17 protein-coding genes are annotated in these 13,457 nt (G+C 68.2%); 10 read left to right on the top strand and 7 right to left on the bottom strand.

Features of this window, described 5'->3' with window-relative positions; translation table 11 throughout:
• Positions 1–14 precede the first annotated feature (14 nt).
• Together ABZ319_RS29295 and ABZ319_RS29290 are read right to left on the bottom strand one after the other, a co-directional pair.
• Positions 15–923, bottom strand: a complete 909-nt coding sequence (locus tag ABZ319_RS29295) for an acetaldehyde dehydrogenase (acetylating) (RefSeq protein WP_354989731.1) — start codon at positions 921–923, stop codon at positions 15–17.
• A gap of 23 nt (positions 924–946) precedes the next feature.
• Entirely contained in the window at positions 947–1,732 is a 786-nt protein-coding gene (locus ABZ319_RS29290; RefSeq protein ID WP_354989730.1) for a 2-keto-4-pentenoate hydratase, read from the bottom strand.
• A gap of 143 nt (positions 1,733–1,875) precedes the next feature.
• On the opposite strand from ABZ319_RS29290, the gene kstD reads away from it, so the two are divergent.
• The 3 genes from kstD to ABZ319_RS29275 all read left to right on the top strand — a co-directional run bounded on the left by kstD (position 1,876) and on the right by ABZ319_RS29275 (position 5,272).
• Entirely contained in the window at positions 1,876–3,591 is a 1,716-nt protein-coding gene (gene kstD / locus ABZ319_RS29285) for a 3-oxosteroid 1-dehydrogenase (protein ID WP_354989729.1), read from the top strand.
• 349 nt (positions 3,592–3,940) lie between these two features.
• Positions 3,941–4,801: a MaoC/PaaZ C-terminal domain-containing protein gene (locus tag ABZ319_RS29280; RefSeq protein ID WP_354989728.1), complete on the top strand. Its 861-nt coding sequence runs from the start codon at positions 3,941–3,943 to the stop codon at positions 4,799–4,801.
• Positions 4,802–4,930: 129 nt separating this feature from the next.
• A complete protein-coding gene (locus ABZ319_RS29275; RefSeq protein WP_354989727.1) occupies positions 4,931–5,272 on the top strand; it encodes a DUF5713 family protein in 342 nt (113 codons plus the stop codon).
• A 16-nt stretch (positions 5,273–5,288) separates the two neighbouring features.
• Here ABZ319_RS29275 and ABZ319_RS29270 read toward each other — a convergent pair whose 3' ends face one another.
• Complete coding sequence (locus ABZ319_RS29270; protein WP_354989726.1) at positions 5,289–5,978, bottom strand: ZIP family metal transporter; 690 nt, start codon at positions 5,976–5,978, stop codon at positions 5,289–5,291.
• 197 nt (positions 5,979–6,175) lie between these two features.
• Between ABZ319_RS29270 and ABZ319_RS29265 the strand changes: the two genes are divergently transcribed.
• On the top strand, positions 6,176–7,111 hold the full coding sequence (locus ABZ319_RS29265; RefSeq protein ID WP_354989725.1) for an NADP-dependent oxidoreductase: 936 nt from the start codon (positions 6,176–6,178) through the stop codon (positions 7,109–7,111).
• Positions 7,112–7,149: 38 nt separating this feature from the next.
• A complete protein-coding gene (locus ABZ319_RS29260) occupies positions 7,150–8,085 on the top strand; it encodes an AraC family transcriptional regulator (RefSeq protein ID WP_354989724.1) in 936 nt (311 codons plus the stop codon).
• A 101-nt stretch (positions 8,086–8,186) separates the two neighbouring features.
• Here the strand turns inward: ABZ319_RS29260 and ABZ319_RS29255 are convergent, their stop codons facing one another.
• Positions 8,187–8,612 carry an SgcJ/EcaC family oxidoreductase gene (locus tag ABZ319_RS29255; protein ID WP_354989723.1) on the bottom strand — a complete coding sequence of 142 codons (426 nt, stop codon included), beginning with the start codon at positions 8,610–8,612 and terminating at the stop codon, positions 8,187–8,189.
• Between the two features lie 226 nt (positions 8,613–8,838).
• Between ABZ319_RS29255 and ABZ319_RS29250 the strand changes: the two genes are divergently transcribed.
• Both ABZ319_RS29250 and ABZ319_RS29245 read left to right on the top strand, forming a co-directional pair.
• Positions 8,839–9,054, top strand: a complete 216-nt coding sequence (locus ABZ319_RS29250; protein ID WP_354989722.1) for a type II toxin-antitoxin system VapB family antitoxin — start codon at positions 8,839–8,841, stop codon at positions 9,052–9,054.
• Positions 9,051–9,494 (top strand): PIN domain nuclease, encoded by a 444-nt coding sequence (locus ABZ319_RS29245; protein WP_354989721.1) that lies wholly within the window; start codon positions 9,051–9,053, stop codon positions 9,492–9,494. Before ABZ319_RS29250 ends, ABZ319_RS29245 begins: the two co-directional genes overlap by 4 nt.
• An 8-nt stretch (positions 9,495–9,502) precedes the next feature.
• Here the strand turns inward: ABZ319_RS29245 and ABZ319_RS29240 are convergent, their stop codons facing one another.
• Positions 9,503–10,123 (bottom strand): TetR/AcrR family transcriptional regulator, encoded by a 621-nt coding sequence (locus ABZ319_RS29240; protein ID WP_354989720.1) that lies wholly within the window; start codon positions 10,121–10,123, stop codon positions 9,503–9,505.
• Positions 10,124–10,126: 3 nt separating this feature from the next.
• Positions 10,127–10,993: an oxygenase MpaB family protein gene (locus ABZ319_RS29235; RefSeq protein WP_354989719.1), complete on the bottom strand. Its 867-nt coding sequence runs from the start codon at positions 10,991–10,993 to the stop codon at positions 10,127–10,129.
• A gap of 319 nt (positions 10,994–11,312) precedes the next feature.
• Between ABZ319_RS29235 and ABZ319_RS29230 the strand changes: the two genes are divergently transcribed.
• Complete coding sequence (locus ABZ319_RS29230; protein WP_354989718.1) at positions 11,313–11,507, top strand: hypothetical protein; 195 nt, start codon at positions 11,313–11,315, stop codon at positions 11,505–11,507.
• Here ABZ319_RS29230 and ABZ319_RS29225 read toward each other — a convergent pair.
• Entirely contained in the window at positions 11,504–12,094 is a 591-nt protein-coding gene (locus tag ABZ319_RS29225; RefSeq protein WP_354989717.1) for a hypothetical protein, read from the bottom strand. The genes ABZ319_RS29230 and ABZ319_RS29225 overlap by 4 nt on opposite strands.
• A gap of 53 nt (positions 12,095–12,147) precedes the next feature.
• Between ABZ319_RS29225 and ABZ319_RS29220 the strand changes: the two genes are divergently transcribed.
• Both ABZ319_RS29220 and ABZ319_RS29215 read left to right on the top strand, forming a co-directional pair.
• Positions 12,148–12,468 (top strand): hypothetical protein, encoded by a 321-nt coding sequence (locus ABZ319_RS29220; RefSeq protein WP_354989716.1) that lies wholly within the window; start codon positions 12,148–12,150, stop codon positions 12,466–12,468.
• Between the two features lie 87 nt (positions 12,469–12,555).
• The gene (locus tag ABZ319_RS29215) at positions 12,556–13,428 is read left to right on the top strand and encodes an alpha/beta fold hydrolase (protein ID WP_354989715.1); all 873 of its coding nucleotides are present in this window, start codon (positions 12,556–12,558) and stop codon (positions 13,426–13,428) included.
• The last annotated feature ends 29 nt before the right edge of the window (positions 13,429–13,457 follow it).

The following is a 13,457-nucleotide window of genomic DNA, read 5'->3' as shown; positions in this document are numbered from 1 at the left end:
GTCGCATTTCTCCCTTACACCCGAGCCGAGAGGATCTGATCGGCCAGCACGTCGCCGACCTTGGTGGCCGCGGCCGTCATGATGTCGAGGTTGCCCGCGTACGGCGGCAGGAAGTCGCCCGCGCCCTCGACCTCGACGAAGATCGAAACCTTCGCCAGGCCACCGGAAACCAGCGACGGCTCGTCGAACTGCGGGTCGTTCAGCAGGCGGTAGCCGGGCACGTATTCCTGGATGGACTTCTCCATGCGGAAGATCGACTCGGAGATCGCGTCGCGATCGGCGTCCTCCGGAATCGCGCAGAAGATGGTGTCGCGCATGATCATCGGCGGTTCGGCCGGATTCAGGATGATGATGGCCTTGCCGCGCTCGGCGCCGCCGATGCTCACCACGCCGTTGGAGGTGGTCTTGGTGAACTCGTCGATGTTCGCGCGGGTGCCGGGGCCGGCCGAGACCGAGGACACCGAGGCCACGATCTCCGCGTAGGACACCGGGACGACCCGGGAGACCGCGTTGACCATCGGAATGGTCGCCTGGCCACCGCAGGTGATCATGTTGACGTTCATGGCGTCCCGCAGCGAATCCAGGTTCACCGGCGGAATGACGGCGGGGCCGACGGCGGCGGGGGTGAGGTCGACCGCGCGGATGCCCGCGGCCTCGTACTTCGGCGCGTAGGCGCGGTGCACGTAGGCGGAGGTGGCCTCGAACAGCAGATCGGGCTTCTCGTCCAGGGCCAGCAGCCAGTCCGCGCCCTCGGGGGAGGTCTCGAGGCCCAGGCCGCGGGCGCGCTTGAGGCCCTCGGACTCCGGGTCGATGCCGACCATCCAGCGCGGTTCGATCTTGTCCGAACGCAGCAGCTTGTAGAGCAGATCGGTGCTGATGTTGCCGGACCCGACGATCGCGGCGGTGACTTTGCTTGCGGTCACGGCTTTCTCCTACTTCGGTGAGCTCAGCTGAAAGACAGGTGGACGTTGCCGAGCCCGGTGAACTCGGCGATGAACTCGTCACCCGGGCGGGCGTCGATGGCGCGGGTGCAGGACCCGGGCAGGATGATGTCGCCGGCCTTGAGCCGCACGCCGAAGGAGGCGACCTTGCGGGCCAGCCAGGCCACGGCGATGGTCGGATCACCCAGCACGGCGTCCGAGCGGCCCTCGGCGATGACCTCGCCGTTGCGGGTCAGCACGGCGTCGATCGCCTTGATGTCCAACTGATCCGGGGCCACGCGCTGCTTGCCGAGCACGAAGCCGGCGGAGGAGGCATTGTCGGCGATGGTGTCGCAGAGGCCGATCTTCCAGTCCTTGATGCGGGTGTCGATCAGCTCGATGGAGGGCGCGTAGGCGACGGTGGCCTTCAGCACGTCTTCCTCGGTGCAGTCCTCGCCCGGCAGATCCGCGCCCAGGATGAAGCCGACCTCGACCTCGACGCGCGGGAACAGGTACTTGGCGGTGTCGATGGCGACGTCCTCGAAGACTTCCATCTCCTCGAGCAGATGCCCGTAGTCGGGCTCGTCGACGCCCATCATCTGTTGCATGGCCTTGGAGGACAGGCCCACCTTGTGGCCGACGACCTTGGCGCCGCCCGCGAATCGGCGGCGCATGTTGATCAGCTGGATCTCGTAGGCGTCGACGACGTCGATCTCGGGATGCCGCGCGACCAGGGGGTCGAGCGCGATGCGGTCCCGTTCCGCGACGGCGAGTTCTTCCGCCAGTTGAATCCGAAGCGCGTCGGTCAGCACGCTGTGTTCCTTCCATCAGGTGGCCAGGCTGCGGGCCATGCAGTTGAGAGCCTAGAAACTGAAACGAGTTTTTGTGAACAACATCGCCTATTCAGTCCCATCTGCCAGACCAACATAGACCAAACCAGGATTGATTCTATAACGTGTTCTACATGACTGATCGGGATTACGACGTGGTGGTGGTCGGCAGCGGTGCCGCCGGTATGACCGCCGCCCTCACCGCCGCACACCGCGGTCTGCGCGTGGTGCTCATCGAAAAGGCCGCTCACTACGGCGGTTCTACGGCGCGTTCGGGCGGTGGCGTCTGGATTCCCGGCAACAAGGTGCTCAAGGCCGCGGGCAAGGGCGACGACCTCGACGAGGCGCGCACCTACCTGTACAGCATCATCGGCGACGTGGTGCCCAAGGAGAAGATCGACACCTACCTCGATCGCGGCGCCGAGGCGTTCGACTTCGTGCTGGACAACTCGCCGCTGAAGATGACCTGGGTGCCGGGCTATTCCGACTACTACCCGGAGGCTCCGGGCGGCAAGGCGGACGGCCGTTCGTGTGAACCCAAGCCCTTCAACACCAAGATCCTCGGGGACGAGCGCTTCAAGCTGGAGCCGCCCTACAGCAAGGCGCCGCTGAACGTGGTCGTCATGCAGGCCGACTTCAAGAAGCTCAACCTGATTCGCCGCCATCCCGTCGGCATCGCCCGTGTGCTGCGGGTCGGCACCCGCTGGGCGTGGGGCAAGGTCACCGGCAAGGCGCTGGTCGGCATGGGGCAGGCCATCATCTCCGGCATGCGCAAGGGCCTCATGGACGCGAATGTGCCGGTGCTGCTGGACACCCCGCTCACCGGGCTGATCGTGGACAACGGCGTGATCACCGGCGTCGAGGCCACCCAGAACGGCGAGACCGTGCGGTTCAACGCCAAGTACGGCGTGGTGCTGGCCGCGGGCGGGTTCGAGCACAACGCGGAAATGCGGCACAAGTACCAGCGCGAGCCCATCACCACCGAGTGGACCACCGGCGCCAAGGCCAACGAGGGCGACGGCATCGAGGCCGGCATCGCGGTCGGCGCGGACACCGATTTCATGGAGGACGCCTGGTGGGGTCCGACCACGTTCAAGGGTCAGGGCAAGCCCTGGTTCGCCCTGGCCGAGCGCAATCTGCCGGGCAGCATCATGGTCAACGACGACGGCGCGCGATTCGGTAATGAGTCCGCTCCTTACGTCGAGGCCGTGCACACCATGTACGGCGGCGAATACGGGCAGGGTGAGGGTCCGGGCGAGAACGTGCCGTGCTGGCTCGTGTTCGACAATCGCTACCGGAGTCGCTACATCTTCGCCGGTTTGCAGCCTGGCCAGCGGATTCCGTCCCGCTGGATGGAAAACGACCTGATCGTGGTGGCCCCGACCGTGGCCGAGCTGGCCGAGAAGATCGGTGTGCCGGCCGATAGCCTGGCCGCGACCATCGAGCGCTTCAACGGGTTCGCCGAGACCGGCAAGGACCTGGACTACCAGCGCGGCGACAGCGCCTACGACCGGTACTACGGCGATCCGACCATCAAGCCGAACCCGTGCCTGAACAAGCTCGAGGTCGGGCCGTTCTACGCGGTCAAGATGGTGCCCGGCGACCTCGGCACCAAGGGCGGTCTGGTCACCGACAACGACGCGCGCGTGCTGCGGGCGGACGGGTCGGTCATCGAGGGGCTGTACGCGGCGGGCAACAACTCCTCGCCGGTCATGGGCCACACCTACGCCGGTCCCGGCGCGACCATCGGCCCCGCGATCACCTTCGGCTACTTGGCGGCGCTCGACATCGCCGCCAAGGCGAAGAACGGTGCCGCGCCGGTCGCCGAGAAAGCCTCCTGAACCGTCCCAACCCGGTTCAGGATCGGGTTGGGCGCGCGTCCGGGTCACGTCGAATCCGCGCCCAACCCACCCGCCCCACCGGCGCCGGTTGCTCTCCGGCGCCGGTGCGGACGGGACAAACGAATGTAAACGCTTCCGGCACGGTGCTATTCGCTGAGTCGCGTGGCCCGGCCCGGTAGCCCGGCCGCGTGCCGGTGTCCCGCCGAGCGGGCGCGTCGCTTGCGGGCGAGCGAGCCGCGTCGCAGGATCGGATCCCAGTGGGTCGCGCCGGGCTCGTTCGCGCTGACGGCAGCACGTAGCGGGGTCGCGCGCGGGCGCGCGCACCCATCGAACTCACCAGGAGAATGTCATGCCCATCGATCCGAATATCGCTCTCGGCGCGGTGCTTCCGTCCGTCGACTTCAGCTGGACGCCGAACGACGTGCAGATCTACCACCTGGCGCTGGGTGCGGGTGCGCGCTGGACCGATCCGGCCGAGCTGCGCTACCTGGACGATCGGGCCCCGCAGGTGCTGCCGACCTTCGCGACCGTCGCGCCGTTCTTCCACGAGACCGAGCCGCCGAAGGTGCAGTTCCCCGGCATCGACATCGACCTGGCCAAGGTCGTGCACGGCAGCCAGGAGATCGTGGTGCACAACCCGATTCCGGCGTCCGGCAAGGCGGTGTTCGAGCGCCGCATCAGCGAGATCTTCGACAAGGGCTCGGCCGCGGTGATCTGGCAGGAGCACACCGCCACCAGCTCCGACGGTGAGCTCCTCTGGACGGCGCGCTCGTCCATCTTCGCCAAGGGCGAAGGCGGCTTCGGCGGCGACCGCGGCCCCAGCGCCAAGACCGAGCTCCCCGATCGCGCCCCCGACTTCGAGGTGCTGACCCCCACCCTGCCGCAGCAGGCCCTGCTCTACCGCATGTGCGGCGACCGCAACCCCCTGCACTCGGATCCCGAGTTCGCCCGCAACGCCGGGTTCCCGAACCCGATCATGCACGGCCTCGGCACCTACGGCATCGTCTGCAAGGCCGCGACCGACGCGGTCCTGGCCTCCGACGCGACCCGGGTCCGCGCCTTCCGCACCCGCTTCGCCGGCGTCCTCTACCCCGGCGAGACCCTGCGCACCCGGATCTGGCAGCAGGGCAACGAGCTGCTGATCACCGCGACCGTGGTCGAACGCGACGACGCCCCGGTCCTGGCCGACGTGGTCCTGACCTACGCCTGATCCAGGCTGCAACCGAAGTTGGGCCGCGACCGGAATTCGGTCGCGGCCCAACGTCTTCCGCCCGGTAGGTGTCGGTGCGATCCGGAATACTCCGGGATCGTCGAGCCGAGGATCGAGAACGGGGCGGTAGTGCCGATCACCAACGCGCAGTTGCGCACACACGAATTCCTGCAGCTCATGTACGAGGACGAGTATTACCCGGACCATCTGGTGGAGCTGGGAAAGGCGATCCTGGTTCGGTTGTGCGAGCGGATCGAGGCCGAGCAGCCCGGGGATCTGGGGGCCCTGTATGTGCTCACGCACGCCGCCACCGAGGAATTCAACGACCTCGAGGGCGAGTTCTGCGCCGGGGGTAGCGAATTCGACACCGTGGCCCGGGAGTGGATCGGTGAAGAGTTCTGGATCCTGGCCAACGCCTACGGGTTTCACGACGCGGACTCGGAGGAGCTGATCGCCACCCGCGAGTGGTAGGCGGGGCGTTGCCGGGTCAGCCGCCCACCAGGTAGGCGACGAGGAAGCCGGCGGCGGTCGCCATGCCCACCCACCAGCCGCCTTCGCGGTACGCCTCGGGCATCAGGGACGTGGCCAGGACGGCTATGGTCGCGCCGCCGGCGAAGGCTTGCACGGCGCTGACTCCCGTACCGGAGAGGTTGTCCGACAGGGCGTTTCCCAGGACGGTGACCGCCACCAGGACCACTGCGGTGGCGAACCACAGCGCGAAGGCGCGGCGGGGGCGAAAGTCGTGTTGCTCGCGCATCAGGGCGGCGCCGCTGATCGCCTCGGGGGTGTTGCCGACGGCCACCGCGACCAGCAGCACCAGGCCGCCGCCGTCGTTCAACGATGTTCCCAGCGCTATGTTTTCGGGGATGCCGTCCAGGATCGTGCCCAGCAGCAGCGCCCAGCCGATGGCGGCCGCGCCCAGGCGGCGGTCGATCCAGTGGTCGGCCAGGACGTAGACCCCCGCGCCGCTCAGCAGCGCGACCCCGGCCACGACGAGTCCGTCGCGCTGGAACGCGGGCTCGAACAGTTCGGCCGAGACCGCGGCGATCATGGTGCCGGACCCGAACGCCAGCAGCGAGGCGAGCAGCGGGCGGGGCAGGGTCCAGCGCAGCCCGATCGCGGCTCCGATCAAAAGCGGTAGGGCCGTGCCCAATCCGTACCAGAGCGCTTTCACCATGCCGCATCGTAGGCCGCCTCCCGGGGCTGTCCGCGCGAGCGTGAGCGGCGTTTCGCGACCCGGCCCCGCGAGGTCGTTCGCAGATCTCCGTCGGTGGACTCATGGACAAAAACAGAAGATCCGGAGGCATTCAAAGTCTTCGATCGGCTGCATAACGTTGACGAGATCAGATCGGCAAGGTTATCCGGGAGGTTGTCATGCGTGCGGTTGTGCAGAAGGAATTCGGCGGGCCCGAGGTGCTGGAGGTGGTCGAGGTCGCCGAGCCGGAACTGCTCTCCGGCGAGGTGCTCGTGCGGGTGTACGCCGGCTCGGTGAATCCGGTGGATGTGGCCGTGCGGGCGGGATACTTCCCGCTGCTGGGGCAGCCGCCGTTCAGCGTCGGCTGGGACTACTCCGGGGTGGTGGCGGCCGTCGGGCCCGGCGCGCGGTATCGGGTCGGCGACGAGGTGTTCGGCATGCCGTTCTTCCCTCGGGCCGCAACCGGTTACGCGGAATACGTGGCCACACCGTCGCGGCAGGTGGCGCGCAAGCCCGCATCGCTCACCCACGTTGAGGCCGCGGCGGTGCCGCTGGCGGCGCTGACCGCGTGGCAGGGCCTGGTCGACCGGGCCGGAATCGGTTCCGGTGACCGGGTTCTGGTGCATCGCGCGGCCGGCGGGGTCGGGCATTTCGCGGTGCAGATCGCCAAGGCGCGCGGGGCGTACGTCATCGCGCTGGCGAGCGAACCCAAGCACGACTTCGTGCGCTCGCTCGGCGCGGACGAGGTGATCGACTACCGCACAACGGATTACACCGAGGTGCTGCGGGACCTGGACGTGGTGTTCGATTCCAACGCCGACGGCGAGCGCGCGCTCACGGTGCTGAAGCCCGGCGGTGTGCTGGTGAGCATCATGGAGCACGTCTCGCCCGAGCGAGCGGCCCAGGTAGCGGCCGCGGGCCGCCGATTCGCGGGCGTCTCGGTCGAACCGGACTACGCCGCCCTCGAAGCCCTCGCCGAGCTGATCGACGCCGGGCAACTGCGCCCGCACGTCTCCGCGGTGTTCCCCCTGGAGCAGGTGGCCCGCGCGCACGAGGCGGTGGGATCGGGGCAGACTGTCGGCAAGGTGGTGCTCACCGTGGGCGACCGGAACTGATCCGGGCCCCGGCGGTGCGAATCGAGGAGAGCGGCGAAATGGATGTCCTCACGGAGGCTTTGGCGTCGATGCGGACCGGCGTGCCGTCCTCGGTGCGCACCGAGGGCCGGGCCCCGTGGGGGATGCTGCTCCCGCCGGTGCTGGGCGCGGGTTTCCACGTGGTGCTCCAGGGCGCCTGCTGGATCATCCCGAACGCCGAGACCGCTCAGGCCATCGCCCTGAGCGCGGGCGATGTGATCTTCCTGCGCGACGGCGCGGGCCACATCCTGGCGGATCATCCGGACACCCCCGCGGCGGTCCCGCGCCCCGATCAGTACTCCGCGCACCGCCCCCCGATCGGCGCGGTCACCCTCGGCGGCGACGGGCCGCTGACCAGCCTGCTGTGCGGCAACTACCACCTGGACGGCGCCCGCAGGCATCCGCTGCTGCGCCAGCTCCCGGAGTTCATTCACCTGCCGGCCCGGCATGGCCACCACCCCGGCCTGACGGCCGCGATCCAGCTGCTCGGCGCCGAACTCGACGATCCGCGCGTCGGCTCGCACGGCATCGTCCCGGCCCTCATCGACTCGCTGCTGCTCTACATCCTGCGCGCCTGGATAGAAGACCAGCCCGCAGACGTGAACGTCGGCTGGGCGGCGGCTCTGCGCGATCCGATGATCGCCCCCGCCCTCGCCGCGATGCACGAGGACCCCGCCGCTCCCTGGACTGTCCAATCCCTGGCCGACCACGCGGGTTTGTCCCGCGCCGCCTTCGCCAAACGCTTCGCCACGATGGTCGGCGAACCGCCCCTGTCCTACCTGACGCACTGGCGCCTGACCACCGCCGCCAAACTCCTGCGCGAAGCCGACCTCCCCGTCTCCATCGTCGCGGCCCGCACCGGCTACACCTCCGAGTTCGCCTTCGGCAAGGCCTTCAAACGCGAGTACGGCCTCGCCCCCGGCCAGTACCGCCGCCGTTCGCACGCCGCCGCTTGACCCGGTAGCGAAACAGCCCGGGCGGCAAGCGAACTCGTGGATCGTCGGCGCACGCCGCGTCCGCCGCGGACGCGCGGTTGATATCGCGGTGATCGTGATCGTCAGGCGGCGGGTCGGGTGGCGGGCTGGAACCGGAACGACAGCGCCTCCGTGAGCGGCTTGCGCTGCGTCTTCTGCACCGCGGCGATCAACCATCGCTCCCCGTCGCGAACGACGGTGTAGGTGGCGAGCTTGCCGAGCTTCTTCGGCTCGTTCTTCGACGATTCCCCCCGCGTCACGACAATGGCGGTATCGCTTCCGTACCTCCGGATTTCGAGCACCCGCACGGTAAGCCGTGTGCCCTCGAGAAAGCTGTCGAACAACGCCTGATGAGCCCGCCCGATCTCGTCGCCGCCCCGATACACGGTCCCGGCGAAAGTGACGTCGCTGGCGTCGGCGGTGAAGCACTCGCCGTAGGCGCCGCCGTCCCCCCGCTCCCACGCGTCCTGACTCCGCCGGATGAGCGCGGTGATGGCGTCGGTGTCCACGGTCTTCTCCTCTCGCTGTTCAGGGCGAGGCCCGCCCCAACTCCATCGACGCCAGAGATCTCTCTTCTTGAAAGAAGTATCTGCGTCAAAGAAGAGAATATAGGGGCGGTTGGGACACTGTCAACGCACGAGCCTTCGGTGGGCGAATAGGCCACCGTGCACGGCTCGCCGACGTATATCCTTGTGGATATCAAATATGCATCGTGAGATATCAGGAGGTCGTGTGATGGCCCGGACGGTGATCGATCTTGATGACGAACTACTTGCCGATGTGTCCAAGGCGCTGGGTACCACCACGAAGAAAGACACCGTCAACGCTGCGCTGCGGGAGATTCTGGAGATCCGGCGGCGTGCCGTGGCGCTGACGCGGCTACAGGAGGCGGTCGCCGACGGGGCGATCGACACCGAGGTATTCGAGGACAAGCGGAACTATCGGCGATGAGCGCGGCGCAGTTCCTCATAGACACGAGTGCGCTGGTGCCGTTGGTGTTGCAGAAGCCGGATGCCGTGGTGTGGCAGCGGGTGGCCGCCGCCGGATTGATCGCGTTCTGCCCGATCACCGAGCTCGAATTCTGTTACAGCGCGCGGTCTATGGCCGATCGCGAGCTGCTGGTCGAGCAGCTGCGGATCCTGTTCTGCTGGGAGCCCGTCGACGACCGCGCCTTCCAGCGCGCCTGGGAAGTGCAGGCCGAACTCACCAGGCGTGGGCAGCACCGCGGCGCGGGACCCGTGGATCTCGTTGTCGCGGCGACCGCCGAACTCCGGGGGCTGACGCTGTTGCACCGCGACCGCGACTTCGAGTGCATCGCGGCGGTTACCGGTCAGCCGCATCGGCGGCTCGGAGCCGAGGTGGGCGGCGAGGCGCGGGGGCCGAGCTCGTAGCGCGGGGGTCAGGCCTGGGCGGCGGGGAGGAGGTGGGTGCGGGCGAAGGTTCGGGCCTGGTCGTCGGTGTCGAGGGGGAAGACGCTGTCGGGGATCAGGAGCAGGGTCAGGGAGAGGCGGGCCGCCACCTCGGCGGCGGCCTCGGGGTCGATGCCTTCGATGTCCTCGGCCTGGCGGAGCTGGTCGGCGAAGTAGGCGCGGGCGGTCGCCAGGAGCGTCGCGCCGTAGGTGATGACGAAGGGGCGGCCGCCTTCGTCGGCGAGCAGGACCCGGTTGGTGAGCGGATCCGCGCGCAGGGTCCGCAGCGCGATCGCGAAACCCTCGGCGGCGCGGTCGCGCACGTCGGTGTGCTGGGCGACCGCGGCCGACACCTCGCTCAGCACCCGGCCGAGCCAGGTCGTGAGCGCGGTGGTCACCACGCTGTCCTTGCTGGGGAAGGCCCGGTAGACGGTGGCGCGATGCAGGCCGGCGCGGCGGGCGATGTGTTCCATGCGCACGCGGTCGATGCCGTGCTCACGGAATTCCGCCAGCGCCGCGTCGATGATCCGCAGCACCTGCGGGTCCGTCTCGGACTCGCCCGCCGGCGGGGCGAGTGCGAAGGGTGCGGGCTGCTGCGGGGTGCTGCGCATGGGCTAACTCTGCCTCACCGCCCGCGCATGGCGCATACCCGCGAGGGCGCGCGGGTGGTAGCGCACCGTTTCGGGCAGCAGCGGCCACGCGGTGCGCAGCGCGGTCGTCAGCGCGCGGAAGTGCAGTCGATCGGCGGCGTTGTAGCGCAATCCCAATGTCCGCCGGGATGATTCGGGCAGCAGTCCCGCGATGAGCACCCGGAACTCGTTCATGATCAGCGGCCGGAGCAGCCGTTCCACGGGCGGCGGCAGATACGGCAACCGCAGCGAACTGGTGAACCGCACCCGGTCGAGCAGCCAGCGCGCTTCGGCGGTGTTCTCGAGCACGTTGGCGCTGATGTCCTCGAAGTACTGCGCGAAGGCCGCGTAGTCCTCGGGCAGCGGGCGATCGCTGAGGCCGTAACGGCGGTACCAGGTCTTGGTCTGCTGGTACATCTGTTCGCGTTCGGCGTCGCTCAATCCCCGATCGAACACGTCGGCCACGGCGATGACGGCCTGAACCATGGTCGCGTGCGTCCAGAAATAGGTCTCCGGATGCAGTGCGTGATAACGCTTCCCGTGCACGTCCGTACCGCGGATGTCGCGGTGGTAGTCGCGCACCCGGGCGCCGGTGCCCGCGTCGGCCGGGTCGTAGACGGTGCCGATGATCTCCGGAATCGATCGCAGCACCCGGTCCCACGGATCGCCGAAGAAGTCGGAGTGGTCGGTGACGCCCGCGGCGACGGCGGGATGCATCAACTCCATGAGCCCGAAGGGCGCGGCGACCAGGAAGATGCGCTGATCGCCCAGGTAGCGCCACAGCAGCGTGTCCAAGCCCAGGGCGGGCTCCTCCGCGGCGGCGTCCGGAACGGCGTACGGGTGTGCGGTCATCGTTGACCCCTCTCGGCTGTGCGACAAAATTACGATAACTGTCGCAAATGTCCGAGGCAAGGCCCGCTCGATCGCCCGGATCCGCGGGCCCCGGTCGCGCACGGCTTCGATTCGACGCAATCTGGCGACTCGGGACCGGTCAAAAACGTGTAAACCTCGCGAAACGGCCAGGTGCGGTAACTATTTCGTGGTCCAATCAGAAGAACTCGGTAATGGGTTCGCCGTAATGCATTCGTACTCTTCGGTTTTGAATAGTTTGAAGCAGTACAGTTTCGAAGGATGATTCGGCGATTCCGCGTACCGCACGAAGGAGTCGATCATGACCCGTCCGTATATCGCACCCGCGTCGCGTCCGGCCATTTATCACGGCACCCCATCCCGCTACGCGGTGTTCTCCGACCGGGACCTGCAGGCGTGGCTGGGCGACCATCCGCTCGGCTGCCAGGGCGGACTGTGTGAGATGCGGGCGTATCTGGTGGCGGAGGTGCGCCGGCGGGAGCTGCGCGGCCGCTAGCGGTAGCAGACCCAGTTCTCCTCGACCTTGCGGGCTTGGACGTTGGGGGACTGGTACTGCCAGATGCACGCGATCTGGGTGTTGATCTCGGACTGGCACACCCAGGTCTTGGTGTCACCCGCGAGGGTCACGACCGCGGACTGGACGTTGTCGCTGGTTGGGAAGGTCACTCGGCAGTAGCCGGGCATGTCCTTGATGCCGCTGACGGCCACGTCGTCCGGCCGGTAGCAGACACCGCTGTAGGGATCGTCGCGCGAGAAGCGCAACTGCATGTCGGTGCGCTTGTACTGCCAGTTGCACGCCTGGTCGAGCTGGATCTCGGCCATGCACTGGGTGCCGTTGACGCCGGTGAACCCGTAGGAGATGCAGTGCTGGGCCAGGTCGAGCCCGCCGATCGCCACCGAGGCGGCCGGTTTCGTCTTACTCGTCATATACCGTTGCCCGCCAATGAATCCGGCGAACAGCAGCAGCGCCGAAGCCGCGACGCATCCGATGACGATCCAGACGCGTTTCGGGATCTTTTTCAGCTGCGGTACGACATGGGTGGATATCGGCTCGATGAGGCTGGAGAAGAAGCTGTCGATCATCGTTGCCCCCGGGAGAGGAATAACCCAGGGTAACAACGTCGTAGGGTGCGGTGGTGCCTGCTTACGCCGATGAGATCGTGCAATATGCCGCCGGATTGATCCAGGCGCGGGTGCGACTCGACACCGGTGAGATCGCGGCCCGGTTCGGGATCTCCCGGTCGACCCTGTTCCGGCGGGTCGGCAATCGGGAGAAGCTGATGGGTGAGGCGCTGTGGTGGCTGGCGCGCGGCGCGCTGGATCGAGCCCGGAGCCGCTGGGAGCGGGACTACGGCGGCGTGGTGCGCAACGACGAGGGCCGGCTGCGCTACCTGTGGATTCTCGAGCGCTACGGCCTGGCGATCATGCGCGATCAGGGCTTCGTCTCAGTGGCGTGACCCGGACCACGCCGCAGGGCCCGCGGCGCGGTCATCACCCGGGTACCCGCTCGTCCGGTATCCGGCCGATATCACCTGTGAGAGAACATGATTCGCCGCACCATGGCCGGACGGCTCGCCGTCACCGCCGCGCTCGCCCTGCTCACCGCCGCCGCCCCCGCCTTCGCCGAACCGGCGCCCGCGGCCGTGAACGACTGGTCCTGCACGCCGTCCACCGCCCATCCCCGCCCGGTCGTCCTGGCCCACGGCACCGGCAGTTCGTCGGCCGCCAACTGGGTCACGCTCGCCCCGCTGCTGACCGCCGCGGGCTACTGCGTGTTCGCCTTCGACTACGGCGAGACCCCGGCCTCGCTCGGAATCTTCAAGGGGCTCGGCGACATTCCCGCCTCGGCCCGCACCATGTCCGACTTCGTGGACCGGGTGCTCGAACGCACCGGAGCCGAAAAGGTGGACGTGGTGGGACATTCCCAGGGCGGCGGCGTGCTGCCCAACTACTACATCAAGCGCCTCGGCGGCGCGGCGAAGGTGCACACGCTGGTCGCGATGGCGCCGAGCAACCACGGCACCACCACCTTCGGGCTGGCCGAGCTCGCGGGCGCACTCGGCCTGACCGATCCGCTCGCGGGGATGTTCGGGGTGCTGCAGACCCCCGCGTTCGCCCAGCAGTCCATCGCCTCGCCGGTGGTCACCGAGCTGTACGCCGACGGCGACACCGTGCCGGGCGTGCGCTACGCGGTCATCCAGACCCGCAACGACGCGGTGATCACCCCGTACACCAACGCGTTCCTGAGCGGCGGCGACGTCACGAACATCCTGCTGCAGGACCGGTGTCCCGGCGACCCGGTCGGGCACATCGGCATGTACAAGGACGGCCCGACCATGCAGTACATCCTGAACCTGCTGGGGCCCAACGATCCCGGCTTCGCGCCGGACTGCACCGGATACGGTCCGGGCATCTGAACGACAGCGCCCCCGGTGATGATCACCGG

This window comes from Nocardia sp. NPDC005978 (assembly GCF_040614455.1).
Classification (GTDB): Bacteria; Actinomycetota; Actinomycetes; order Mycobacteriales; family Mycobacteriaceae; genus Nocardia.
This window is presented reverse-complemented; position numbering and strand designations above follow the sequence as displayed.

Bases quoted from the DNA above. Each gene is read 5' to 3' on its own strand.
- ABZ319_RS29240 (WP_354989720.1), bottom strand. From the start codon at position 10,123: ATGCGCAGCACCCCGCAGCAGCCCGCACCCTTCGCACTCGCCCCGCCG.
- ABZ319_RS29215 (WP_354989715.1), top strand. From the start codon at position 12,556: ATGATTCGCCGCACCATGGCCGGACGGCTCGCCGTCACCGCCGCGCTC.
- ABZ319_RS29235 (WP_354989719.1), bottom strand. From the start codon at position 10,993: ATGACCGCACACCCGTACGCCGTTCCGGACGCCGCCGCGGAGGAGCCC.
- ABZ319_RS29260 (WP_354989724.1), top strand. From the start codon at position 7,150: ATGGATGTCCTCACGGAGGCTTTGGCGTCGATGCGGACCGGCGTGCCG.
- ABZ319_RS29230 (WP_354989718.1), top strand. From the start codon at position 11,313: ATGACCCGTCCGTATATCGCACCCGCGTCGCGTCCGGCCATTTATCAC.
- ABZ319_RS29265 (WP_354989725.1), top strand. From the start codon at position 6,176: ATGCGTGCGGTTGTGCAGAAGGAATTCGGCGGGCCCGAGGTGCTGGAG.
- ABZ319_RS29225 (WP_354989717.1), bottom strand. From the start codon at position 12,094: ATGATCGACAGCTTCTTCTCCAGCCTCATCGAGCCGATATCCACCCAT.
- ABZ319_RS29270 (WP_354989726.1), bottom strand. From the start codon at position 5,978: ATGGTGAAAGCGCTCTGGTACGGATTGGGCACGGCCCTACCGCTTTTG.
- ABZ319_RS29280 (WP_354989728.1), top strand. From the start codon at position 3,941: ATGCCCATCGATCCGAATATCGCTCTCGGCGCGGTGCTTCCGTCCGTC.
- ABZ319_RS29250 (WP_354989722.1), top strand. From the start codon at position 8,839: ATGGCCCGGACGGTGATCGATCTTGATGACGAACTACTTGCCGATGTG.
- ABZ319_RS29245 (WP_354989721.1), top strand. From the start codon at position 9,051: ATGAGCGCGGCGCAGTTCCTCATAGACACGAGTGCGCTGGTGCCGTTG.